The following is a 24,931-nucleotide window of genomic DNA, read 5'->3' as shown; positions in this document are numbered from 1 at the left end:
TTAGTCTCCTGCCAAACGGATACCGGTAAATTGCCACGACTGGTGTGGATAAAAGAAGTTGCGGTAACTGATCCGGATATGGTCAGCCGGAGTTGCAAAAGATCCACCGCGAAGAACCTTTTGGTTACACATAAACTTTCCGTTGTACTCCCCTACTGCATCCTCCCGGGCTCTGAAGCCTCGATAAGGTAAGTAAGCGCTGGAAGTCCACTCCCACAAATCCCCTAAGAACTGCGTTTGTCCCCGTTGCGCCTGCAATGGCCTGAAGTGACGTTTTTCCAGGAAATTAGCTGATGCCATCTGGTTCGGCTGGCGTAAATGGCAAGCAGCTGCCTCCCACTCAAATTCGGTAGGCAATCGTTTTCCAGCCCAGGTTGCGAAAGCATCTGCCTCATAGAAAGAAAGATGACAGACAGGCTCAGCTGGATTTAAGGGTAGCAACCCATAGAGGGAGTACTGATGCCAACCATCACTGTTCAGCCGCCAATAGGATGGGTGCTTTTGCTGATTTTTCTGCAAATGCAGCCAACCATCCGAAAGCCATAGCCGATGCTGTTCATAGCCACCATCCTCTATAAATTCAAGATACTCGCCATTGGTAACCAATCGGGAGGCAATCACAAAGTCATCGATAAACTGCTGATGCTCAGGGCCTTCATTATCAAAGCAGAAAGCATCCCCATCACTCCCTATCCCATAGAAGTCCTTGGGTATGCTCAACCAACGCAGTGGTTCCAGTGCCCCGTCTTCTTCTTCAGGAAACATATCCCGGTAAGCTGGTGCCATGGGATTAGTTGATAGAGCATGCTTGATATCGGTCAATATCAATTCCTGGTGCTGCTGCTCATGATTCAACCCCAGCTGGACCAACGCGGCCAAATTTTCAGGAATCGGGTACTCACTGAGCAACCGGTGCATGGAGTCATCGATAAACTTTCGATATTCATAAACCTGGGCACTATCCGGACGCGAAATTAGCCCCCTGTTAGGGCGTGCAAAGGGGGTACCCAAACTGTTGTAGTAAGAGTTGAACAGGTGGTTGAAGTGTGGGTTAAACGTTTGATATCCCCGCAACCGGTTAGCAAGGATAAAGGTCTCAAAGAACCAGCTCGTATGTGCTAAATGCCATTTGGTAGGACTGGCATCCGGCATAGACTGTAGCTGCATATCCTCTGGGGATAACGGCAAAGCGAGGTTCTCTGTCTCTGCACGAACCTTCTGGTAATCACTGAGAAGTTGATGTTGTACTTCCTCTAAAGTTACTTCACCGACGTGTATTGCCATATTAGTAATCAACTGCGACACATTTCTTCTCTATTGAAATCATCATACGCAGTTTTAGGTGTAAACCTAGAGGCTTGCTATTCAACAGAAGGGTATATGCGCCAGTTTATTTTTCTCTTGAAGGGTCAATAAAAAAAAGGGCCGGATAAACCGGCCCACTCTCTCGTCATGCTGACAGGAATAACTTAATAAAATAGAGCAAAAATTGTTTTATGTACTATTTCTTTCAAAATTTAGACGCAATTTTCACAGTCTAAACGTTTTTTATAGACTACTGCCGGAATAAGGGGCTCTAAATAATCCCACAATACCCTTGTAGCCTTTAAATGCCCTCCCAAGGTCGACAACAGCACATCCCTGTGCCGTATTAACCCATGGGTTAATTAAAATCGGACAGTTAAATCCGCACCGTACATTCTCGGCATAAAGCGCCAAGCGGGACTGGCACCAATGGCTGCACCGGTACCACCATAGCCGCCAGCGATTTCTTCATCCGTCAAATTTTGTATCCAGAGCGCTAATGAATAACTATCTGAAGGGCTGTTCCAGGCCGCCCGCAGGTTGAACAACTGGTAGTCTTCCACGATACGTGTCCGGTCAGTAATCGAACCAATTCGCTCATCTGTCCAGTTGTAATCGCCACGGAAAATAAACTCCCCGCCAGATGCAAGGTCCACTGTGTATTCAGCCATTAGGTTGAATTTATTCTCTGGCGTTGATACCCGGGACTGACCTACTTTCGAGTCCTCTTCAGTCTCACCAATAGCTTCGATGATCTGGTAGTCAGTAAACTCTGTATCCAGGTAGGAGTAATTACCGGCAATAAACAAGCTCTCTGTTACTGCCCACTGCACTTCGATCTCCGCCCCAGTACCCTCCGCATCCGAATTCCGCAAGTTATAACTGGGAATAGGAGTACCCACCAGATCCAACTCCTGCAAATTGTTGTATTCGTAGGTGTAAATAGAGGTATTCAAGCGTACTCGGTTGTCGAACAGGCTGCTCTTAAGACCAACCTCCAGGTTAACGACATCTTCCTGATCGAAAGACGACTCAACCCCGGGACCAAAGTTCAGGCTATTGAATCCACCGGCTTTAAAACCATCCGCCAGGGAGACATAGGTCATCACATCGTCATTCCAGCGGTAATCCAGCACTATACGACCGGAAAGGTCGCTCCAGCTATCACTCAATTTGGAGTCCAAAACCGGCTGGCCATTGTTGAAAAACACAATGCCAAACAACTGGGACCCCAAGTCGACTTCAGGCAGGGTTACAGTGCCGATTACGTTGCCATCTCCGTCAACTAAGCGCACATCTCCGCCAGACAGTGACAGGGGAATACTGTTGCCATAAGCCGTCTGGATGGTGAAATCTTTTTGATCGTAGGTATAACGAGCACCGACAGTCAGGTCCATCTTATCGGTAAGGCTCCAGGTCATGTCACCGTAAATAGCACTGGAACGGTAATCACCTGTGTTGCGAACACTCTCTCCCCAATGTGCATCCGAGGCTATCCAGGGATTAAAGCCCGCCATCATCTGTCCGACTACATCTTCCGCATAGAGCATATCGCCGGTTATACCAGTGGCCCCTAACTGAGCGAGTAATGCATCCACCTGGCCTGTTTGCAGCATTAGGTCATAGACAAAGGAAGCGCTGGCAATTCCCTCCAACCCCGCCTGCTGTAACTGCGCACGGGTGATAACCGCTAAGTCCTCTTGCTCGGTTTGGGTCAGGTCCGGATAGGCAGCCTTTACCCCTTCATAAACGGCAAAGGATTCCACCGATCCGGTAGTGAAATTGGCATAAGTGGTGTGATCCACCTCTTCTTCGGAGTAAGAAGCTCCCAGAGTCCATTTGATGGTATCTGTAGCACCATTGAGACGGAATTCTTGAGAGAACTGGCTTTGATCATCAGTATTGGCGGACCCAAACATATAGTCCGGGTTGGCGGTACCATCCTCATCCTGCTGCAGGTGGGCATCGAATTCGCTGTAGGCAGTAATCGAAGTAAAAGTGAAATTATCGAAATCTTTGGTAATTGTCAGTGATGTGCCAAAGGAATCACGATCCTCAATGGTCGGGGTATCCAGGGCGTAGTCGCCAAAAACATCCGTTTCATCTTTAAGGCTGGGCACTATGGTTGTTCGCAAAGCGCTGCCTTGATCCATAATCCCGTAATTAGCGCGCCACAGCACCTCAGTATCCGTCGCCGGCTCCCACAACACAGAGGCGCGGTAGGTCTGAGTATCCTGATCCCCTACAGAGAATCCATTTGCTAAATTATCGGCAAATGGATCGCGACGATTTGTCGACGCCGAAAAACGGCCATACAGGTTGTCACTAATCTGGCGATTAACCAAAAGATCCGACGACTGGCGCCCATAATTACCGGCAGTTAGATTTAATTCCGTGGAGTCATCCGCCTGCGGTTTGGTGGTAATAATATGGATCGCACCACCGGTGGCATTGCGACCGAATAGTGTACCCTGCGGCCCTTTGAGGACTTCAACCCTCTCAATATCGGTCAGCGGTATCTCGGCACCTGCACTGCGGCCGGTATAAACCCCATCCACATAGACCGCCACTGCTGGATCAGAGCCTATGGTCCAGTCATTAGTTTGCACACCGCGAATACTGTACGTTGGCTGCAGGGCGGTATCATTGTGCATTTCCACGCCCGGCGTATATTTCCCCAAGTCAGTCAAATTTTTGACACCGGCTTCTTTTATATTTTCCCCGGTAAAGGCGGAAATCGCGATAGGTACGTCCTGTAGGTTTTCCGCTCGCTTCTGCGCAGTAACGACAACCTCCTCAATTTCCGCAGCGTGAACGTGAGAGCCAACAGCGGTGAGGAAAGCAATGGTTCCAGAAAGAATGGAAAGATTGAATCTACGGTTTGTTACATCTCTACCAACATCGTGCATCATCGCGTCCTCGCGTTTATTGTTATACAGCCTGATGTTTTCGATTTCTTGTTGTTTTTGTTATTGCACGCCATCTTACGGTTGCGTTTTCATATTGAAAACCCTGCGATGACTTTTTTCTTGTGACCAGTCAGTTCTTCGAGAAATAGCAGTGAATGACAGGAAAATCCTATAATTTAAAGCTTGGGTTTTGTCACTAAAAGTTACTCTTTGTATCGCTTAGTAACTTTGCGAGTGAAATTAAAATTGCACAAAAAAGTGCTACCGACATTAACTCAGAGATTTTGCAGCCACCACAATGACGACATTTCCATTTCTCAAGCGGTATATGCCAGCACTAATTATCAGCCTATTGGGTTTGATAATTATATTTTTAATTGGCTCCTGGATCTGGCTCCGACAGAGCTTGCCTATTCTCGATGGAACCATTACCACGGGTGAATTAAAAGACCCGGTTGTTATCGAGCGCGATTCACAGGGAGTGCCATTAATTCATTCTGAAAACCGAAACAGTTCGGCCTTCGCATTGGGCTTTTTACACGCGCAGGAACGTTTTTTTCAAATGGATCTGTTGCGGAGAAGTTCTGCTGGGGAATTATCAGAATTACTGGGCGCGTCCACTATAAAACACGATCAAAAGGTACGTTTGCATCAATTTCGCCAGCGAGCAGAGCGAAACATTGCTGCGATGCCGGCGGAACAAAAGGCCCTTCTGGATCAATATATCAACGGTATTAATTTTGGCCTCAACCAGCTTCCCGCAAAACCCTGGGAGTATTTGTTATTGGGTCAGGAACCGCGCCCCTGGAATTCTGCCGACAGCCTGTTAACTATCTACAGCATGTACCTGACGCTACAAAGTGAACGCGGTAGTTATGAACTTCGCGACACCGCTTTAGCCGAATTACTTCCAGCAGATCTCTACGCTTTCTATTTTCCCCAAGGCGGGCGGTGGGACGCACCACTATTTGGAGACGCACGAGAAAAGGTCAGCCTCCCAGAAACACCGATTTCTGCACTTTTAGATGAACAGGACACTATCGTTTATCAGGCGATGGAGAGTGATGACAAAATTTACGGCAGTAATAACTGGGTGGTCGGCGGTAATTTAACAGCGCACGGTGGAGCCATTCTTGCCAACGATATGCACCTCGGGCTGAGTGTTCCCAATATCTGGTTCCGAGCAGGCTGGAGCATACCAGGCACCAACCGATTTGTTCGTGGCGTAACCCTTCCAGGCGGCCCAATTATGGTTGCCGGAAGCAACGAATTAGTTGCCTGGGGATTTACCAACACCGGTGGCGACTGGAGTGACCTGATTCCACTGGAACTCAGCGAAGACGGCAATCAATATAAAACGCCTGAAGGCTGGAGGAATTTTGCCTATGAAACAGAATCTATCGCCGTCAAAGGCAGCGACCCAAAAACCATAGAAGTTCGCACAACTATCTGGGGTCCCGTTATCGGTACAAACCACGATGGCGTTCCTCTCGCATTCCGCTGGGTTGCTCACGACACTCTGGGCGGCAATATGAACTTGATTGATATGGAAGTTGTTCGCACCGCCGAAGAAGCTCTGGAGCTTGGCCCCACCATAGGCATCCCTCATCAGAACCTAGTGGTTGGCGATAGTAACGGCAATATTGGTTGGACTGTGGCTGGCGCTATTCCCAAGCGAGTCGGGTTTGATGGCAGTCGATCAATCAGCTGGGCAGATGGTAGTGCCTATTGGGACGGCTATTTAAGCCCCCAGGAGCATCCCCGCCTGTATAACCCGGAGTCCGGCCGAATCTGGAGTGCCAACGCTCGTATCGTTGATGGGGACTATCTCAAACTCATGGGCAACCACGGCTATGCGCTCGGCGCACGTCAGCAACAAATTCGCGAACGGCTTTTCGCTCAAGAAAAATTCAATGAGCAGGACCTTTTAAATATCCAGCTCGACGATCAGGCAGTTTTTCTCGAGCGGTGGCAGCAACACCTCCTCACCTTACTTGAAGATCAGCAAGACTACCGCGAGGTATATACACAGATTCAAAATTGGGGAGGCCGAGCCGCCATCGACTCCGTAGGCTATCGCATCGTTCGCAACTATCGCCTGAAGTTGATGGAGCTTACGACAGCGCCCATTTTGACTTACATGCGCCGCTATCAGCCTAAGTTTTCTTTCGGCCAACTCAAGCGCCAATTTGAATACCCACTTTGGGAAATGGCTCAGCAAGAGCCAAAACAGCTTCTCAACCCGGATTTTGAATCCTGGAACGCGATAAAGCTCGCCGCCCTGGATCAAGTACTGGAAAAAATGAACCGCAGCAATCAGCCCCTTAAGCGTCAATCCTGGGGTGCTGAAAACACGGCAAAGATCCAGCATCCACTGGGCAAAGCAATACCACCGCTGAACTGGTTCCTGGCAATGCCTGCGGAGCCTCTCGCAGGAGATACCCATATGCCCCGCTTCCAATCTCCCACTCATGGCGCATCCCAGCGCTTAGTGGTTTCACCGGGTCGGGATGCAGACGGTATTTTCCATATGGCAACAGGTCAAAGTGCCCATCCACTCTCACCATTTTTCGGTAACGGCCATCAGGATTGGGTAAAGGGAAACGCTTCATCATTTGTTGAACGCGAGCCTCGCTACCGACTCACGTTAAATTAGAGGTACCGCAGGGACGCTAAAGTCAAGCAGTCTCATCGAGAATTGCGAAAGACAGAAACGTGGTGAAGAAGGCAAGACTCACAACGAAAGGCAGCACGGGAAAGCACAACATCAATGCCGCCGATGTAATCCAGAGATTTCTCACCCAACTCTTCTTTTGCTGGTAGTGGTAGGTGTAGCGCCGGGTGTGACTGTCTAGCTGTGCAGGAATTGCTATTTCACGGACCGGTGGGAGAAAAAAGCGCACAGCATTGGTGCAATAAAAGCGAATAAATGCAAGCAGCATATTGAACACCACTCTGAGAGTACCTTTTCAGTATAGGTACTCTCGGCGTCATTGAGTGCCTGCCTTAATCCTCTCGATTTGGCTGATACCACTGAAGCTTTTCATGCAAGCTCACTACCCCACCAATGATGGTGAGTGTTGGCGCTCGAACTTCACTGTTTTCAGCAAGGGCCGGCAAGCTGCTCAAGTCACCGACAACTACTCGCTGGTCTCGCGTAGTGCCCTTTTCAACCAAGGCAGCCGGCGTATTCGCATCGAGCCCGTGTTTAATCAATTCAGCACAAATAGTTTGTAACCCCGTAAGCCCCATATAGAAAACCAGGGTTTGTGCTGGGCCCGCAAGTTCTTGCCAAGGGAGGTCCAACTCACCCTCTTTCAGGTGCCCGGTAATAAAGCGCACAGATTGAGCGTGATCCCGGTGAGTCAGTGGGATACCGGCGTAACTGGCGCAACCAGAGGCCGCAGTGATTCCCGGCACTACCTGAAAGGGGATCCCCGCCTCTGACAACTTGTCTATTTCCTCACCGCCTCGACCAAAAATAAAGGGATCGCCTCCCTTAAGCCGCAAAACCTTTTTACCTTGGCTGGCCAGATCTACCAACAGCTGATTGATATCGTCCTGTGGCACCGCGTGGAAAGCCTTGCGCTTACCCACATAGATTCGCTCTGCATCCCGGCGCACCAACTCCATCACTTCCGGTGAAACCAGCCGATCGTAGAGAACCACATCTGCCTGCTGCATCAAGCGCAGTGCGCGAAAAGTCAGCAGGTCTGGATCTCCCGGACCTCCACCCACCAGGTAAACCTCACCCACCGGATTGGGGCTCCCCTGCCAGTCTTGGAGCGCATCCACCAGCGCCTGCTCGGCATCTGCCGGTTGCCCGGCCTCCATGCGGTTGGCAACGGGGCCGGCAAAAACCCACTCCCAAAAATTCTTGCGGCGAGACTCTGGCAGCGCTGCCTTAACCCTATCGCGCATTCGCGCCGCCAAAGTTACCAGCGGTCCCAGACCCGGCGACAGCAGAGCTTCGAGCTGGGCCCTGATTCTGCGTGCCAGTACTGGAGCCGCGCCACCACTACTGATACCGATCGATAGATCTCCCCGCTCCACAATGGCCGGGAAAGTAAACGTGCACAACTCTGGCGCGTCCACCGCATTGACCGGCAGGCGCTGAGCCTGGGCATCGGCTGAAACCTGTGCATTCACGGACTCGCTATCGGATGCAGCAACGACCAGCCCCGCTTTCTGTAAATGCTCGCTCGCATAAACTGATTGAAACCATTCCCCACCAGAATCAGTCACCATTTGCTGAAGCTCATCGGTAATTTCCGGGGATACCACCAATATCCGTGCACCCGCTTTGTGCAATAAACGAGCTTTACGGGTGGCAATGGAGCCGCCTCCAACAATCAAACAGGGATGATCTTTGACATCAAATGCGAGGGGTAAATAACGCAACTTCTTATTCCATCAAATAGCGGGCAAAGTGAAACTCATTACTACAAACAAAAAAGGGCGAACTCTACGCTCGCCCTTTTGGAGTGCTACGCTCAGGAAGCTGAGATCACTTCCTGGCCTCGCATATAGGGCCGCAATACTTCCGGCACCTCAATACTGCCATCCTCGCGCTGGTAATTTTCCAGAACAGCGATGAGGGTACGACCCACGGCAAGGCCGGAGCCATTCAGTGTATGCACCAATTCGGGCTTATTGGTTTCCGGGTTGCGCCAGCGTGCCTTCATTCGGCGCGCCTGGAAGTCACCTACCAGGGAGCAAGAGGATATCTCGCGGTACTTATCCTGGGACGGAATCCAAACTTCAATATCGTATGTCTTTCGAGCAGAGAAACCGATATCGCCACCGCAGAGAATCACTGTGCGGTATGGCAGGTTCAGCTTCTGCAAAATGGTCTCCGCATTTTGCGTCAGGGTTTCCAGTGCCTCTTCAGACTGATCCGGGCGCGCCACCCAAACCAGTTCTACCTTTTCAAACTGGTGCTGGCGAATCATGCCACGAGTGTCGCGGCCGTGAGAGCCAGCTTCAGAGCGGAAGCAGGTAGTGTGAGCAACCAATTTATGCGGCAGGCTAGCACTGTCTTCAACAATATGATCGCGATACATATTGGTGAGGGGCACTTCCGCAGTCGGGATCAGGTAGAAACCACGATCATCTTCGAGCTTAAACAGGTCTTCCTCAAATTTAGGCAGCTGGGAAGTGCCGTACAGGGAATCAGCATTCACAACAACCGGCACATTGGTTTCCTGGTAACCATGCTCTTCGGCGTGAGTATCCAGCATAAACTGTGCCAACGCGCGATGCAGACGCGCAACATCACCGCTCATTACCGCAAAGCGGGAGCCGGTTAGCTTCACTGCCATCTCGAAGTCGAGACCACCAAGGTGTGTGCCCAGGTCTACATGGTCTTTAACTTCAAAGTCAAAAGTACGCGGCTGGCCCCAGCGGCGAACCTCTACATTATCGTCTTCACTCTCGCCTTCGGGCACTGAGGCATCCGGCAAGTTGGGAATCGCAGACAAGATTGCATCCAGCTCTCCCTGCAATTCTGTCAGTGCATGTTTGGCATCTTGCAACTCACCACCGAGGGACTCCACTTCTTTCAAAAGCGGGGCAATATCTTCACCATTCGCCTTGGCACGGCCGATATTTTTCGACTTGCTATTGCGCTCGTTTTGCAAACTCTCGGTGCGCACCTGCAATTCTTTGCGGCGTTCTTCAAGGGCTTCAAGTTTGGCAGTATCCAGTTCTACACCGCGCTTTTTCAGGGCAGCGGCCACCTGGTCCATATCCGTGCGAATCAGTTTGGGATCGAGCATCGTTTCCAGTTCGCCTGTTATCAGGCTCCTACAACAGAGAAGTTAAATTAAAAATACCGTGTCGCCAAAGCGACAGCAGCAGCGGTGGCCAACAAACAACCAACAAGGCTGCCGACAATATAGCCAAGGGCCACCAGCGGCTGGCCATTGTGCCACAGTATCAGGCTTTCGAGGGAGAAAGTGGAAAAGGTTGTCAGTGCGCCAAACATGCCGGTCATCAACAGTAGACGCCATTCCTCCCCCAACATGGCGCGGTGAGCGATCAGTACATAAACAATACCGATCAAAAAAGAGCCTGTTAAATTGACAATGATGGTTCCTAGCGGAAACCGACCCTCAAATACCGGAAAGCTCCAGATACTCACCAGGTGGCGAAGAACTGCCCCAAGTGCGCCGCCCAGGGCGACTGCCAGCCACTGCATTTAGCTGCTTCCTTTCTATCTATCTATTTAGAGTTTCTGTAACGCTGCCTGTCACTCTCGCGATTTAGTCGGCGCAGAGTCTGCAATTTTTCTGAAATTTTTAACTCCAGTCCCCGGGGAACCGGCTGGTAGTACTCGCGCTCAGCAATCTCTTCGGGGAAGTAATTCTCTCCCGCAGCAAAAGCATCGGGTTCGTCGTGGGCGTAGCGATACTCCGCACCGTGGGACAAGCTTTTTGCCAGTTTGGTAGGGGCATTGCGCAAATGCACTGGCACTTCATAACTGGGCTCGCGACGAACATCCGCCACGGCACGATTGTAAGCGGAGTAAACCGCATTGCTTTTTGCCGCAACCGCCAGGTAAGTAATGGCTTGGGCAATTGCCAGCTCGCCCTCGGGACTCCCCAGACGCTCCTGCACATCCCAGGCATTCAGCGACAACTGCAAGGCCCTCGGGTCCGCATTGCCGATATCTTCACTGGCCATACGTACGACACGGCGAGCGATATATAACGGATCGCAGCCTCCATCCAGCATCCGCACAAACCAGTAGAGCGCCGCATCCGGATCAGACCCCCGCACTGATTTATGCATGGCAGAAATTTGATCGTAAAAATAATCGCCGCCTTTATCAAAACGGCGAACATCGGCACTGAGCACCTCGGCGAGCACGTCTTCATCGACAATCAGTCGCCCGGCCTCCTCTTTGGCCAGATCGCAGGCCACTTCCAGCAAGTTCAAAGCACTGCGGGCATCCCCATCGGCAGCCCGGGCAATCTTACCCAACACTTCTTCGGGAATGTTGACGCTCCGCTCGCGCAATTGCTGGTCGGTTTGCAGGGCGTAGCCCAGCAACCCCAACAACTCCTCTTCGGGAATACTGCGCAAAAGATAGACCCGACACCGGGAAAGGAGCGCATTGTTCAACTCAAAAGCCGGGTTCTCCGTGGTCGCTCCGACAAAAGTCACAGTGCCCTCCTCCACGTAGGGAAGGAAGGCATCCTGCTGAGCCTTATTAAATCGATGCACTTCATCGACAAATAAAATAGTGTGGCGGCCCGACTGTATCCGGTGCTGTTCAGCTTCGGCCACCGCCTGGCGAATATCTTTCACTCCGGCGAGTACCGCAGACAGTGTGGCAAATCGAGCATCGCACTCTTCAGCTAGCAACCGCGCAAAAGTGGTTTTGCCCACACCGGGTGGGCCCCACAAAATCATTGAGTGCAGTTGGCCGCGCTCTACAGCCTCCCGCAGAGGTTTGCCCTCCCCCAATAAATGCGACTGGCCCACATAGTGGGCCAGGGAATTCGGCCGCATACGGGCCGCGAGGGGTTGGTGGGTTTTGGGAGTATCGAACAGGTCACTCATCTTTAATAATGTCAGTACCGGCCGGGGGCTTAAAATCAAATATAGAAGCGGATAATTTTGGGTTCGCCTCCATACCACTGAACTGAATTTCAGTGGTTTGTCCCATACCATCGCGCACGGTCATTGCCGACGGCAAGCCATTTTTGGCAAATCGAATTTCCATGGCTTTAAAAGGGGCCGAGGGGTTCTTGGGGGTCAGGTGATAAACCCCTTCTTTCTGGCTCACATTAAACGAGCCCCGTATTTCCTCTACTTTGCCCCCCAGCAATAGGGCTGGGGTATCCTTAATACGGGCATCCACTGGGCGAACTGTCACCTGCTCCAGATCCGGATCGTACAGCCAGAGTGTCTTGTTGTTTGTCACCAGTAACTGGGGATAAGGCTCACCGGTTTTCCAGCGCAATTTGCCCGGGCGCTGCACAGAGAAGCTACCATTGCTCTTTTGTGTGACCTCGCCACGCTCGTCGATCAATGTCTGTTTGAAATTACCCGAAATCGCTTCCAACGGCTTGAGTAAATCGCTCAGGTCATCGGTGGCATCAGCCCAGGCCGCGCTGGCGGTAACACTGATTGAAAGCAGCAGACCCTGCAGAATTCTTTTCATAGTGGAGTCCCAACGTATTGATTTCCTTAAAGATTAACCCCGACTAAGTGAACAGTGGCTTAACCCGCCACTGCTCCAAGGGCCAAACTCTTATCAGGCTGGCGGCGGTGCCAGCACCTCTCGATTGCCGTTGTGGCCCGCCGCAGATATCACCCCAGCAGCCTCCATGGCGTCAATAATTCGAGCCGCGCGATTGTAACCAATCCGCAGCTGACGCTGCACAGAGGAAATTGACGCCTTGCGGGATTTAGTGACGAAAGCTACGGCTTCATCGTAGAGCGCATCGGCTTCAGGGTCTTCATCCTCACCGCCTTCAGACTGTAATCCAGGCACAGGGATACTGTTATTACTATCGTCGACAATACCATCGATATAATCAGGCTCACCGCGACGGCCCCAATCCGCGACAACTTTATGCACTTCGTGATCGTCGACAAAAGCGCCGTGGACACGAACAGGAACACCACTTCCAGGCGGTAAGTACAACATGTCACCATGACCGAGCAGCTGCTCCGCACCGCCCTGGTCGAGGATTGTGCGGGAATCCACCTTGGACGAAACCTGGAAACCGATTCGAGTAGGTACGTTAGCTTTAATCAAGCCGGTAATAACATCCACCGACGGACGCTGGGTTGCAAGCAGTAAGTGGATCCCAGCTGCACGGGCTTTTTGTGCGATTCGCGCGATCAGCTGTTCGACCTTTTTACCGACGATCATCATCATGTCGGCAAATTCATCAATCACGACAACAATGGCAGGCAGTGCTTTCAGGGCCGGTGCGGTTTGTTCATCTTCCGGCACGCTGGAGGCAGGATCTGGCTGCCAGATAGGATCGATCAGCGGCTCCCCGGCCTCTTCCGCCTCTTTCACTTTGCGGTTAAAGCCTGCGAGGTTTCTCACCCCCATTGCCGCCATCAACTTGTAGCGGCGCTCCATTTCTCCAACACACCAACGCAAACCATTGGCGGCATCGTTCATATCGGTGATGACCGGGGTCAACAAATGCGGAATGCCCTCGTACACCGAGAGCTCCAGCATTTTTGGGTCCACCAGAATCAGGCGGACCTCATCGGGCGTGGATTTGTACAGCAGGCTCAACAACATAACGTTGATACCCACGGATTTACCCGAGCCGGTGGTACCCGCTACCAGCAAGTGAGGCATCTTGGCCAGATCGGCCACCACCGGCTGACCGGAAATGTCGTGACCGAGCGCCAGAGTCAGTGGCGATTTGGCATTATCGTAGACATCTGCCGACAACACTTCACTGAGGCGTACCATCTGTCGATTTTCGTTAGGGATTTCGATACCCACAACCGACTTGCCTGGGATTACCTCAACCACACGCACACTGATCACCGCCAGTGAGCGCGCCAGGTCTTTTGCCAGATTGGAAATCTTGCTCACCTTTACGCCGGGAGCTGGCTGAATTTCAAAGCGGGTTACTACCGGCCCCGGCAGAACAGATACCACTTCGGCAACAACACCGAAGTCTTTCAGCTTAAGTTCCAGCAGGCGCGACAGCGCTTCCAGGGATTCCCGGGAGAAACCGGCCTTCTTGTTTTGATCTGCTGGATCGAGAAGACCCAGCGGCGGCAGGGTTCCAGTAACCGGACCACTTTTGAAAAGCTCTCGCTGTTTTTCCTTTGCTGCCCGAGGACTCTGCTTCGGCTTGGGGGCAGTCGGCTCGATCTTCGGGGGAATTCGTTTGGCAACTCGCTGCTTCTCTTCCTCCACAGCGGCCTTGCGCACGACTATCGCCTCTCTGGCCACCCTTCGCTCATTGCGCTTTTGGCGCCAGCGCTGATAAAAGCTGCCCAGCAAGGCAAAAAAGCCGAGCACATTCTTTCCGATTGCCTCTGCCAATTTAAGCCACGACAACCCCGTAAAAACAGTGACACCGATAGCAAATATCGCCAGCAGTAAAATAGTTGCCCCTACATAGCCGAGGCTAGAACCCAGGGCAGACGCCATCGCGCTACCGATGATGCCCCCGTTGGTAAACGGCAATGGGTTTTCTGCGGGATCAAAACAAAGAGTCGCCATTGCCGCCCCGCTGACAAGAACAAGCAGCAAGCCAAATACTCTCAAAGCAAATAGCGGCAAATGGAAGCGGGCATTGCGATCGCGAAGGATGTGATAGGCCCGCAGACCAATCAGCAAGGGGAACAGATAAGCCATCCATCCGAGCAAAGACAAACACACATCTGCCAGCCAAGCACCGGCTGGCCCAATGGCATTGTGCACTTGTTGGGTACTGCCAGTTTGCGACCAGCCTGGATCTTCTGCGCTAAAGCTTAACAGGCTAATGGCGAGCAACAGGGCACCAGCCAGCAAACTGATCAGGGCCCCCTCGCGAACGAGTCGGGCGATCAATGAGTCTGGCAATGCATTGCTCTCTGCAGGGCTTTTTTCAGTTGCGCTTTCGGCCTTCAATGGCTTACCTCAATAATGCTGTACTTTTTATGTCCACATGAACTTGGCGGTGTCTACCTGGGACCTGAATCCCGATGCCGCCTGACAAAATTCTGTATTGCTTACAGAAGAAAGCAACTCAATCAGGCTATTTTACAATCTACGCTTTCAGATTGCGCCTTACGATCCCTGACACCAAGTAGTTTTTTGTTGTTTGGCGGCAGTATCGAAAAACCTGGAGCGCTTCCTAGCCAGTATTCTCTTCTAAATTTATCGGTTTGTACGTGCGATAGATGCAATTTGGAATCATCATCGAGATATCCTGCCCTGAATCCTCCCAGCAAACCTCATCAATAATCGCCTGGGTAACTCTCTCGCGGAGGTAACTATTCAGAATTTCCAATTTGTATTGATCCCCGCCCAACTCTGTTTTTAATTTGTCTTGAGTACTATCTCGGTAATAGGTTCTGGATACCCGCTCTGCTTGCGAAAAGCCTGCATCGCTGAGCAATTGTAACAACTGGTCTTCCCGCAAAAAGAACCGATCCAAGAGCAACGATTCACGGTGTGTCAGCGCTGACAATTTTCGCTTTTGGGCACACAGTAAATCTTGGACCCCGGCAGACGCCGGCATCAAGTCCCAAACCAACAGCGGACCTCCCGGCTTCAAAACCCGATAACACTCCTGGAGAACCAGGGGCTGATCTTTATAAGGCACTTCGTGCAGGCCCATTCTGATTGCCACAGCATCAAATAATTCACTGGGATATGGCAAGTTTCTTCCGTCACCTATAGTGATATCGGCAGCTAGCAATTGAATATTTGGGTCAAGGTTTTCAAGCTGCGAAGGGTGGGAATCGCACAAGCTACATTGAATAATAACCCCATGAGCTTTGGCAAACTTAAGCAGGTAGCTACTCAGGACTCCCCTGCCACACATCAAGTCGAGAACTCGACAACCATTGCTGAGGCCCAGCGCCATAGCAAACTTCTCGAGTTCTTCTGGCTCACCCGCGCAAGTAACCGCCCCACCTCCTGTATCACCATATCCATCAGAGACAATTTCACAGCGTATTTGCAAGTTAAGCGCGGTAAATAGATCCAGCAGGTGGGGTGGGCCATGTAAGCTCGCCCGGTGATCGCCATCGGGCTCCAGATCAATGGAAAAACGCAACGAATAACTATCGTCGATAATTTCGGCTACGAAAGCCTGGGCCTCCTCACTAAGGGTCAGAAAAGTTTTAGGATGCCCCAACTGCTCTCGCTTCAGGTTTAAGGGTATGAACTTTCTTTTATAGCGCATAACGATCCTCAACCCACTAGGGTTTGGGCACTTACTCGAAGTCACTGGCCTCTATGACGCTCACACACTCAATACATCTAACAATCCGTAATTCTAATTTGTGACACTCCATTCTCCCCCTATCAAAGCCAGCAGCAGTTACCTCAGATTGGAACTTTTTTACATTTTTCCAGCTCTTACGGCCAGCTTTGGCGCAAACTCCGATTTGAGCCAAAGCTCTAGCAAGGTCAAAGAGAGTTGAATAGGTAGGATCAATCGAACAAATTAAGGCAAACTATTTCGCCGAATGGTAAATATCGCCTATTATATCGCCCAATTTAATAGTCTCGCCTGATCAAAAAATGGACGGGCATATGGACTCCCAGCCCATTGGGTAAACTTCGCAAATTGAGAGTTTTAAAGAGTACTTCATGAGCAATAACCATCATCGACTGATCATCCTCGGCTCAGGCCCTGCCGGCTACACCGCGGCTATCTACGCTGCACGGGCAAACCTGAACCCGGTTGTTATCACGGGTATGCAACAGGGTGGGCAGCTGACCACCACCACTGAAGTCGAGAACTGGCCGGGCGGTATTCCGGAGCTTCAAGGTCCGGACCTGATGGTGCAAATGCAGCAGCACGCAGAGCGCTTCGAGACAGAAATCATCTTCGATCACATCGAATCTGTTGATCTGAAACAGCGCCCTTTCACCTTGAAAGGTAACGAAACTTACACCTGTGACTCGCTGATTATCGCCACTGGTGCCTCAGCTCAGTACCTGGGCCTACCTTCTGAGGAAGCCTTCCAGGGGCGCGGTGTCAGCGCCTGTGCGACCTGTGACGGATTCTTCTATCGCGACCAGAAAGTTGCTGTTGTCGGTGGTGGCAACACCGCCGTAGAAGAGGCCCTGTACCTCTCCAATATCGCCAGTGAAGTGACCCTGATTCACCGCCGCGACGAGCTTCGCGCAGAAAAAATCCTTCAGGACCGCCTGATGGATAAAGTGGAAAACGGCAATATCAATGTCTGCTGGCACAACACCCTGGACGAAGTGCTCGGTGACGACAACGGTGTAACTGGGCTGCGCCTGCGCAACACCCAGGACGACACCACTTCAGAGCTGGACGTTTCCGGTGTGTTTATTGCTATCGGTCACAAACCGAATACCGGCATCTTTGAAGGCCAGCTTGAAATGAATGGTGGTTACCTCATTGTGGAGAGCGGCCTGAACGGCAATGCCACCCAGACTTCTGTTCCCGGTGTATTTGCCGCAGGTGACGTATCCGACCATATTTACCGCCAGGCGGTAACTTCTGCGGGTACCGGCTGTATGGCCGCCCTGGACGCCGAGCGCTTCCTCGACGCCGAGAAGTAAGTCAAATCCCCGGGCAGAGCTTTTCTGCCCGGTATCCCCCTCTACCGACAGGAGTCAGATCGTGGCAGGGAACACCCAAAGCCGCCTGATGTGGCTCGACCACACCGTTGTAGACTTTCCCCCAACTGAATTCGCACTGGATGACCCCAATGGCTTGCTGGCAGCCGGAGGAGATCTGACTCCCGAGTGGCTGGTTGAAGCCTATCAAAGGGGGGTCTTCCCCTGGTATTCAGATGACCAGCCGATCTTGTGGTGGAGCCCCTCCCCTCGCTGCGTGGTTATCCCGCAAAACTTTCGTATTGGCCGCACTTTGCGCAAAGTATTGCGCCGAGGAACCTTTTCGGTCACCTTCGACCAAGCCTTTCCCGAGGTAATTGAGGCCTGCCGTGCCCCCCGGGCGGATGAAACCGGCACATGGATCACCGATGAGATGTGCGACGCCTATATCGACATGCACCATCAGGGATTTGCCCACTCTGTGGAAGTTTGGCGCGACGGTCAACTCGTTGGCGGACTCTATGGTATTGCGCTGGGGCGAGTGTTCTTTGGGGAGTCGATGTTTCACCGGGAGACAGACGCTTCAAAAGTCGCTTTTGTCCACCTCGTTCGGCAATTAGAATTGTGGGGCTGCCCACTGATCGACTGCCAGGTGAGCAATCCTCATCTCAGCAGCCTTGGGGCGGTGGAAATGTGTCGTAAGGATTTCGAACAACTGCTGGCAGACGGCGTTAAGCAGCCGCCTTTCCCGCAGCCCTGGAAGCTTTCGTGGACTTATGGGTAAATACTCTCAGCTGGATTCAGTGCGCCTATTGGCCACCCTGCCCCACCCCTGCGGTTACCTGCCGGATCGGGAGGCGACAACGGTGTTTGTCGATCCGCAAACAGAAGTGGATCAGCGTCTGTACAACCGCCTGTCAGAGCTGGGATTCCGGCGCAGTGGTGCCTACCTCTATCGCCCCCAGTGCGCGACCTGTCGCGCCTGTATACCGGCTCGCGTGCCTGTGAGCCTGTTTGTCCCCGACCGCAACCAGAGACGCTGCTGGAAGCGCAACAAGGACCTGGACATATTCCATATCGAGTCCATTGATACAGATGAGCATTACGAACTCTACGCCCGCTATATCGAGCAGCGCCACGCCGATGGGGAGATGTATCCACCCAGCCGGGAACAATACCGCAGCTTCCTGAGTCAGGCTTGGGGGTCTACTCGCTATATTGAGCTGAGAGCCCGCGGCAAGTTGGTGGCAGTAGCTGTAACAGATATCCTGACTGCCGGGTTATCGGCCATCTATACTTTCTTCGATCCCGATGAGGACAAACGGAGCCTGGGCAGTTACTGCATCCTCTACCAGATCGAATGGGCCCGGCGCTTGGGACTACCTAATCTCTACCTGGGGTACTGGATTGAGAAGTGCCACAAAATGGCCTATAAAAGCCAATTTCGCCCCATCGAAATGTTAAAAGAAAACCGCTGGAGCCTTAAATCGCTCTAGTTCAACACACTCTCCCTTTGCTCTATCTTGCCTTTTCGTGCAAAATGCTCGCCCGTCAAGCCGCGGCTAGGCCAAAGAGCCTCCGGGGTAAAGGTCTGATCAAGTTATTGTAAGGTTGCTGCCGCATGGCAAAAGACGATTATATTGAAATGGAAGGCGAGGTGATCGACACCCTGCCGAACACCACTTTCCGCGTAAAGCTGGAAAACGGACACGTGGTAATTGCGCATATCTCTGGAAAGATGCGTAAAAACTACATTCGCATTCTCACCGGCGACAAGGTGAAAGTGGAGCTGACTCCATACGACCTGAGCAAGGGCCGCATTACGTACCGCGCGCGCTAATTCGCTCAGAGGCCAAATTCCGCAAGGCAATTTGACCTGAAATAAAAAAGCCACCTCTCGGTGGCTTTTTTATTGCTTGGCTGAAGCTAATTTACTTTAGGCGGGCACCGCCGTTTTAATCGCCAGCTCATCATCTTCAATAGTGACGCAAACACGCCCACCCTCTTCCGCCAACTCACCAAAGAGCACGGCTTCTGCCAGAGGCTTGCGCAGCTTGTCGCGAATCAGACGGGACATAGGCCTCGCACCCATCTTCTCGTCATAACCCCGCACCGCCAACCACTCTCGAGCCTCATCATCAACAACCAGTGTCACCTTGGAGTCATCCAACTGGGCCTGCAACTCAACGATAAACTTATCCACCACCGTCTTCACGACATCCAGAGGCAGAGAACGGAATTGAATAATATTATCGAGGCGATTGCGGAACTCCGGGGTAAACATCTTCTTGATCTCCTCCATTCCATCGGTGGAGTGATCTTGATGGGAGAAACCGATTGAACGACGGCTCATCACCTCAGCGCCCGCATTGGTTGTCATAATCAGGATGACATTGCGGAAGTCCGCTTTGCGGCCGTTGTTATCAGTTAGAGTACCGTGATCCATCACCTGCAAAAGCAGATTGAATACTTCGGGGTGTGCTTTCTCAATTTCATCGAGCAGTACAACACTGTGAGGGTGCTTGGTAACCGAGTCTGTCAGTAAACCACCCTGGTCAAAACCTACATACCCAGGGGGCGCGCCGATCAGGCGGGAAACCGTATGGCGCTCCATATACTCAGACATATCGAAACGAATCAGCTCGATACCCATCACCTTCGCCAACTGGCGGCAGAGCTTCTGTCTTGCCGACTCCGGTGGGGCCCGAAAACAGGAAGGAGCCGATGGGTTTCTCTTCAGAGCCCAGGCCGGCGCGACTCAGCTTAATCGCCGTACCCAGGGCATCAATCGCGCTGTCCTGCCCAAACACCACCATTTTGAGATTGTCATCCAGGCGTGATAACTGCTCCTTGTCAGAAGCAGACACGCTCTTGGCAGGTATTCTCGCCATCTTGGCGATAACCATCTCAATTTCACAAACCCCAATAACCTCTTTGCGGTCCTCTTCAGGCAGCAAAGATTGGTAGGCTCCCGCCTCATCGATTACATCAATGGCCTTATCTGGGAGGAATCGCTCGGTGATGTGACGACTGGATAGCTGCGCAGCAGCATCCAAAGCTCCATCGGTAAAGCGGACCTTGTGGTGATCCTCAAAGCAGCTTCTGAGCCCCTGCAATATTTGCACGGTCTCTTCCACTGAGGGCTCACTGACATCGATCTTTTGAAAACGGCGCGACAGCGCGCGATCTTTTTCAAAGATACCGCGATATTCAGTAAAAGTAGTGGAGCCTATGCAGCGCAATTGACCGCTGGAAAGTAGCGGCTTAAGCAGGTTAGAGGCGTCCATGACACCTCCTGAAGCGGCGCCGGCCCCGATGATGGTGTGGATCTCATCGATAAACAGTACGGCGTGCTCACGCTTCTTGAGCTCCGCTAGCAGCGCCTTAAAGCGCTTCTCAAAATCACCGCGATACTTGGTTCCCGCCAGCAGGGAGCCGAGATCCAGAGAGTAAATAGTGCTCTCTTTCAAAGGTTCGGGGATATCCTCATCGACAATACGCCGTGCCAAGCCCTCAGCAATTGCCGTCTTGCCGACACCGGACTCACCCACCAACAGTGGATTGTTCTTGCGGCGACGAGCGAGAACCTGCGTGACACGCTCCACCTCAGGTGCACGCCCCACAAGCGGATCAATACGGCCAAGAATTGCCTCTTGATTGAGGTTGGTGGCGTAGCTTTCCAGGGGGTCGGAACCACCTGGCTCAGCGCCCCCACTAATTTCCTCATCTACCTGCTCAGGTGCAGTATCGGAACCGTGATGGTGATTATTACCACTGGAGCCAACGCGGGAAATTCCGTGGGTGATGTAGTTAACTACGTCTATCCGGGCAACACTCTGCTGCTTCAAGTAGTAAACAGCCTGACTCTCCTGCTCACAGAAAATGGCGACCAGGACATTAGCCCCTGTAACTTCCTTTTTACCGGATGACTGGACATGGAATACGGCCCTCTGCAGGACCCTTTGGAAACCCAATGTCGGCTGGGTTTCTCGATCTGTATCGGCCTCCGGGATCAACGGTGTTGTGGAGTCCACAAACTCCAGGAGTTCACGGCGCAATGCACTTAAATCCGCCCCGCACGCATGTAGAACATCTGCTGCGGATTCGTTATCCAAGAGCGCCAGCAATAGGTGCTCAACGGTCATGAATTCATGCCGTTTCGCTCGAGCACCTTTGAACGCTAGATTAAGCGTTACCTCTAAGTCCTTGCTGAGCATCTAAACCTCAAACCCTAATCGCCAATATTTCCCGCCGACTCCGCTGGTAGGCGCGCACCCTTCGCCGGCGTTTATATCCTGGCTGATTCCCTTCAGGTGACGGGACCCTTTGTTCAAAGCAGTTTTTGTCAGAATCAATCCTCTTTGCTTTCGTCCGCTTCAATTTCACATAACAGGGGATGCTCATTCTCTTGAGCGAACTGATTGACCTGTGCGGCCTTTGTCTCCGCTATATCCCGAGTATAGACACCACACACTGCTTTTCCCCGTGTGTGAACCTGCAACATTAACTGTGTGGCGCGCTCCCGGTTTACTGAAAAAAACAACTCCAAAGTCTCAACAACAAAATCCATGGGGGTGTAGTCATCATTGAGCATAACGACTTTATACATCGGCGGCCGCTTCAGCTGCGGCGGCGCCTCCTCAAGGGCCAACCCACCATCGAAATCATCGAAGTACGGGTTGTCTCCATCAGAGTCACTGGAGCTTAGTTTAATGATTCGCGAAGTACTCATAACAATTATCAATGAATTCTATCGAGCCTGAAAATTGCACCCAATGCAACCTTCAATGACGTGACATTGTAACCTTATTTGACCTTTGACACAGCGGTCAGCGGGGAACCTTGACAATCCCCCAGCTGTTGACTACAAGAGGTAGTGACCGCTACATCAAACGTTAGTCGCAGATAGGATCGCAGCCGACTAACCAGCAGGTCAAATAAATATAAAAACTCTGTAAGGTGGCCAGGGGCCACTCAGGCAATTAGAGGGAATCGTTATGCCTACCGGTACTGTAAAGTGGTTCAACAACGCTAAGGGATATGGGTTTATTCTTGCAGATGAGGGAGGGGAGGATCTGTTCGCGCACTATTCCGCAATTCAGATGGAAGGCTACCGAACCCTGAAGGCCGGCCAGCAAGTCACCTTCGATATTATTCGAGGAGACAAGGGCTACCACGCTGCAAATATCTCCGCATTGACCTCCGAAACCACTTCACCCAACACTTCGAGCAAAAGCGAATCTGATGCAGTACACACAGAAAAGTCGAGGGAGAAGGAAGCGGAAGCTGTCGGCTAAGCGAGCCCAGCAAACAGACAATAAAAAAGCCCTTCACCAATGTGAAGGGCTTTTTTCATGGGGCTCGGGCCAACTTAAAGCCAGCCCGGCCTCACGGATGTAGCTTAAGCCATGTGCTTGATAACTTCGTCACCAAACGCAGAACAGGACTTCAGCTCAGCACCGTCCATCAGACGCTCGAAATCGTAGGTTACGGTTTTGGCTTCGATAGCACCTTCCATACCCTTGATTACCAGGTCAGCAGCTTCGTTCCAGCCCAGGTGACGCAGCATCATCTCAGCGGAAAGAATCAGGGAGCCCGGGTTAACCTTGTCCTGGCCAGCGTACTTAGGCGCAGTACCGTGGGTTGCTTCGAACAGGGCAACGTCGTCGGACAGGTTTGCGCCCGGAGCGATACCGATACCACCAACCTGTGCAGCCAGTGCGTCAGACAGGTAGTCGCCGTTCAGGTTCAGGGTAGCAATTACGTCGTACTCAGCCGGACGCAGCAGGATCTGCTGAAGCATAGCGTCAGCAATTACGTCCTTAACAACGATTTCCTTGCCAGTCTTCGGGTTCTTGAAGCTGTGCCAGGGGCCGCCGTCCAGCGGCTGAGCGCCAAACTCGTCGCGAGCCAGCTCGTAACCCCAATCAGCGAAGGCACCTTCGGTGAACTTCATGATGTTGCCTTTGTGTACCAGGGTTACAGAATCGCGATCCTGGTCCACAGCGTACTGGATAGCCTTGCGCACGAGACGCTTGGTACCTTCTGCAGAAACCGGCTTAACACCGATACCACAGTTTTCAGGGAAACGGATCTTCTTAACACCCATCTCGTCCTGCAGGAACTTGATAACTTTCTTAGCTTCGTCAGTGTCAGCTTTCCACTCGATACCAGCGTAGATATCTTCGGAGTTTTCACGGAAGATAACCATGTCTACCTTGTTCGGCTCTTTAACCGGAGAAGGTACACCGCTGAACCAGCGCACCGGGCGCTGACATACGTACAGATCCAGCTCCTGACGCAGGGCTACGTTCAGGGAACGGAAGCCGCCGCCTACTGGAGTGGTCAGGGGGCCTTTGATGCTAACAACGTAGTCTTTGATTGCTTCCAGAGTTTCAGCCGGGAACCAGTCGCCAGCGTAAGTCTCTGCCGCTTTCTCACCGCAGTAGATTTCCATCCACTCGATTTTCTTCTCGCCGCCGAAAGCTTTTTCTACAGACGCGTCGATCACCTTGCGCATTACCGGAGTGATATCCACACCGATGCCGTCACCCTCGATGAAAGGAATAACCGGGCGATTCGGAACATTCAGCGAACCGTCGGAATTGACTGTAACTTTTTCGCCGTCTGCCGGCACTTGGATATGACCCATATTGCGTAAACTCCCAAAATTCTATGACTTTTTAGGTCCAGCGTTGCTTGCACCGCTCCCCCGGGACCTTAGGGCGGGGATGAAAAACGGCGGGATTATAGCAGCCTCGGCTAATTTTTGTAGTTGGATTACAATACTCAATTTTTCTTATGGCAAAGATTATTCTCCTCAACAAGCCTTTTGGCGTATTAAGCCAATTTACAGATGATCAGGATCGCGCCACTTTGGCTAACTTTATCCAGCACAAGGGATTCTATGCGGCGGGCCGCCTGGACTACGATTCTGAAGGATTACTACTACTGACTGATGATGGAGCGCTACAACATCAAATCAGTCACCCCAAGCGGAAAATGCCCAAAACCTATTGGGCCCAGGTGGAGGGTGACATTACTGATGATGCCCTTTATATGCTCAGGCAAGGGGTCGACCTGAAGGATGGCCGAACCGCACCTGCCAAGGCCAAGCGCCTACCTGATATGGAGCCCTGGCCCCGCACGCCGCCAATTCGCGAACGCAAATCGATCCCAACCAGCTGGCTGGAGCTGACTATCTCCGAGGGGCGGAATCGCCAGGTAAGGCGGATGACTGCGGCGGTAGGCTTCCCTACCCTGCGGCTAATTCGGGTGGCGATAGGCAGCTGGAAGCTCGACGCATTAAAGCCTGGCGAGTATCGAACGGAAGAGGTTTTTAGCGCTCCCAAGCCCCGAACAAAGCCGGCAAACAACCGCAATCGACCGCGCCGAAAGCGATAATCTATAACGGAAGATCAAAGCGGTCTTGGTCAAACGGGGCGTTCGCAGGTAAAATTCGCCCCCCTTTCAT

At 52.0% G+C, this 24,931-nt stretch carries 19 protein-coding genes and 1 pseudogene; 7 read left to right on the top strand and 13 right to left on the bottom strand.

Going from position 1 to position 24,931, the window contains the following annotated elements; genetic code table 11:
- Both egtB and ACJJIY_RS15205 read right to left on the bottom strand, forming a co-directional pair.
- Positions 1–1,305 (bottom strand): ergothioneine biosynthesis protein EgtB, encoded by a 1,305-nt coding sequence (gene egtB / locus ACJJIY_RS15210; RefSeq protein ID WP_445358225.1) that lies wholly within the window; start codon positions 1,303–1,305, stop codon positions 1–3.
- 362 nt (positions 1,306–1,667) lie between these two features.
- Positions 1,668–4,217: a TonB-dependent receptor gene (locus ACJJIY_RS15205; protein WP_444913971.1), complete on the bottom strand. Its 2,550-nt coding sequence runs from the start codon at positions 4,215–4,217 to the stop codon at positions 1,668–1,670.
- A 295-nt stretch (positions 4,218–4,512) separates the two neighbouring features.
- Here ACJJIY_RS15205 and ACJJIY_RS15200 point away from each other — a divergent pair, with 295 nt between their 5' ends.
- Entirely contained in the window at positions 4,513–6,870 is a 2,358-nt protein-coding gene (locus tag ACJJIY_RS15200; RefSeq protein ID WP_445358224.1) for a penicillin acylase family protein, read from the top strand.
- 22 nt (positions 6,871–6,892) lie between these two features.
- Here the strand turns inward: ACJJIY_RS15200 and ACJJIY_RS15195 are convergent, their stop codons facing one another.
- The 8 genes from ACJJIY_RS15195 to ACJJIY_RS15160 all read right to left on the bottom strand — a co-directional run bounded on the left by ACJJIY_RS15195 (position 6,893) and on the right by ACJJIY_RS15160 (position 16,102).
- Positions 6,893–7,156: a hypothetical protein gene (locus ACJJIY_RS15195; RefSeq protein WP_444908100.1), complete on the bottom strand. Its 264-nt coding sequence runs from the start codon at positions 7,154–7,156 to the stop codon at positions 6,893–6,895.
- 64 nt (positions 7,157–7,220) lie between these two features.
- Positions 7,221–8,615 carry a siroheme synthase CysG gene (gene cysG, locus ACJJIY_RS15190; RefSeq protein ID WP_444913973.1) on the bottom strand — a complete coding sequence of 465 codons (1,395 nt, stop codon included), beginning with the start codon at positions 8,613–8,615 and terminating at the stop codon, positions 7,221–7,223.
- 92 nt (positions 8,616–8,707) lie between these two features.
- A complete protein-coding gene (serS, locus tag ACJJIY_RS15185) occupies positions 8,708–9,991 on the bottom strand; it encodes a serine--tRNA ligase (protein ID WP_445358223.1) in 1,284 nt (427 codons plus the stop codon).
- Positions 9,992–10,038: 47 nt separating this feature from the next.
- Positions 10,039–10,413, bottom strand: a complete 375-nt coding sequence (gene crcB, locus ACJJIY_RS15180) for a fluoride efflux transporter CrcB (RefSeq protein ID WP_282933067.1) — start codon at positions 10,411–10,413, stop codon at positions 10,039–10,041.
- Positions 10,414–10,436: 23 nt separating this feature from the next.
- Complete coding sequence (locus tag ACJJIY_RS15175) at positions 10,437–11,780, bottom strand: replication-associated recombination protein A (protein WP_445358222.1); 1,344 nt, start codon at positions 11,778–11,780, stop codon at positions 10,437–10,439.
- Positions 11,773–12,384 (bottom strand): outer membrane lipoprotein periplasmic chaperone LolA, encoded by a 612-nt coding sequence (gene lolA / locus ACJJIY_RS15170; protein ID WP_282933069.1) that lies wholly within the window; start codon positions 12,382–12,384, stop codon positions 11,773–11,775. The genes ACJJIY_RS15175 and lolA overlap by 8 nt, the downstream gene beginning before the upstream one ends.
- Before the next feature lie 93 nt (positions 12,385–12,477).
- Positions 12,478–14,820, bottom strand: a complete 2,343-nt coding sequence (locus ACJJIY_RS15165; RefSeq protein ID WP_444897513.1) for a DNA translocase FtsK — start codon at positions 14,818–14,820, stop codon at positions 12,478–12,480.
- A 226-nt stretch (positions 14,821–15,046) separates the two neighbouring features.
- Positions 15,047–16,102, bottom strand: a complete 1,056-nt coding sequence (locus ACJJIY_RS15160; RefSeq protein ID WP_282933071.1) for a methyltransferase domain-containing protein — start codon at positions 16,100–16,102, stop codon at positions 15,047–15,049.
- A 410-nt stretch (positions 16,103–16,512) separates the two neighbouring features.
- Between ACJJIY_RS15160 and trxB the strand changes: the two genes are divergently transcribed.
- The 4 genes from trxB (at position 16,513) to infA (ending at position 19,297) form a co-directional block, all read left to right on the top strand.
- Positions 16,513–17,460 carry a thioredoxin-disulfide reductase gene (gene trxB / locus ACJJIY_RS15155; protein ID WP_444917332.1) on the top strand — a complete coding sequence of 316 codons (948 nt, stop codon included), beginning with the start codon at positions 16,513–16,515 and terminating at the stop codon, positions 17,458–17,460.
- Between the two features lie 88 nt (positions 17,461–17,548).
- Positions 17,549–18,241, top strand: a complete 693-nt coding sequence (gene aat, locus ACJJIY_RS15150; protein WP_444916208.1) for a leucyl/phenylalanyl-tRNA--protein transferase — start codon at positions 17,549–17,551, stop codon at positions 18,239–18,241.
- Positions 18,234–18,953: an arginyltransferase gene (locus ACJJIY_RS15145; protein ID WP_413662222.1), complete on the top strand. Its 720-nt coding sequence runs from the start codon at positions 18,234–18,236 to the stop codon at positions 18,951–18,953. The genes aat and ACJJIY_RS15145 overlap by 8 nt, the downstream gene beginning before the upstream one ends.
- 125 nt (positions 18,954–19,078) lie before the next feature.
- Positions 19,079–19,297, top strand: a complete 219-nt coding sequence (gene infA / locus ACJJIY_RS15140) for a translation initiation factor IF-1 (protein ID WP_010130378.1) — start codon at positions 19,079–19,081, stop codon at positions 19,295–19,297.
- A gap of 96 nt (positions 19,298–19,393) precedes the next feature.
- On the opposite strand, the pseudogene clpA reads toward infA, so the two are convergent.
- Both clpA and clpS read right to left on the bottom strand, forming a co-directional pair.
- A pseudogene (clpA, locus tag ACJJIY_RS15135) lies at positions 19,394–21,674 on the bottom strand (ATP-dependent Clp protease ATP-binding subunit ClpA).
- A 134-nt stretch (positions 21,675–21,808) separates the two neighbouring features.
- Positions 21,809–22,189 carry an ATP-dependent Clp protease adapter ClpS gene (gene clpS, locus ACJJIY_RS15130; RefSeq protein ID WP_413662224.1) on the bottom strand — a complete coding sequence of 127 codons (381 nt, stop codon included), beginning with the start codon at positions 22,187–22,189 and terminating at the stop codon, positions 21,809–21,811.
- A gap of 265 nt (positions 22,190–22,454) precedes the next feature.
- Between clpS and cspD the strand changes: the two genes are divergently transcribed.
- Positions 22,455–22,754 carry a cold shock domain-containing protein CspD gene (cspD, locus tag ACJJIY_RS15125; protein ID WP_413662225.1) on the top strand — a complete coding sequence of 100 codons (300 nt, stop codon included), beginning with the start codon at positions 22,455–22,457 and terminating at the stop codon, positions 22,752–22,754.
- Positions 22,755–22,858: 104 nt separating this feature from the next.
- Here cspD and icd read toward each other — a convergent pair whose 3' ends face one another.
- The gene (icd, locus tag ACJJIY_RS15120; protein WP_020415259.1) at positions 22,859–24,109 is read right to left on the bottom strand and encodes an NADP-dependent isocitrate dehydrogenase; all 1,251 of its coding nucleotides are present in this window, start codon (positions 24,107–24,109) and stop codon (positions 22,859–22,861) included.
- A 149-nt stretch (positions 24,110–24,258) separates the two neighbouring features.
- Here icd and ACJJIY_RS15115 point away from each other — a divergent pair, with 149 nt between their 5' ends.
- The gene (locus tag ACJJIY_RS15115) at positions 24,259–24,861 is read left to right on the top strand and encodes a pseudouridine synthase (protein WP_445358221.1); all 603 of its coding nucleotides are present in this window, start codon (positions 24,259–24,261) and stop codon (positions 24,859–24,861) included.
- Positions 24,862–24,931: the final 70 nt, after the last annotated feature.

The sequence above is a fragment of the Microbulbifer maximicatervae (SeqCode) genome (assembly GCF_052468155.1).
The sequence above is the reverse complement of the archived record's forward strand: the minus strand, read 5'-3'. Positions and strand labels throughout refer to the sequence as shown.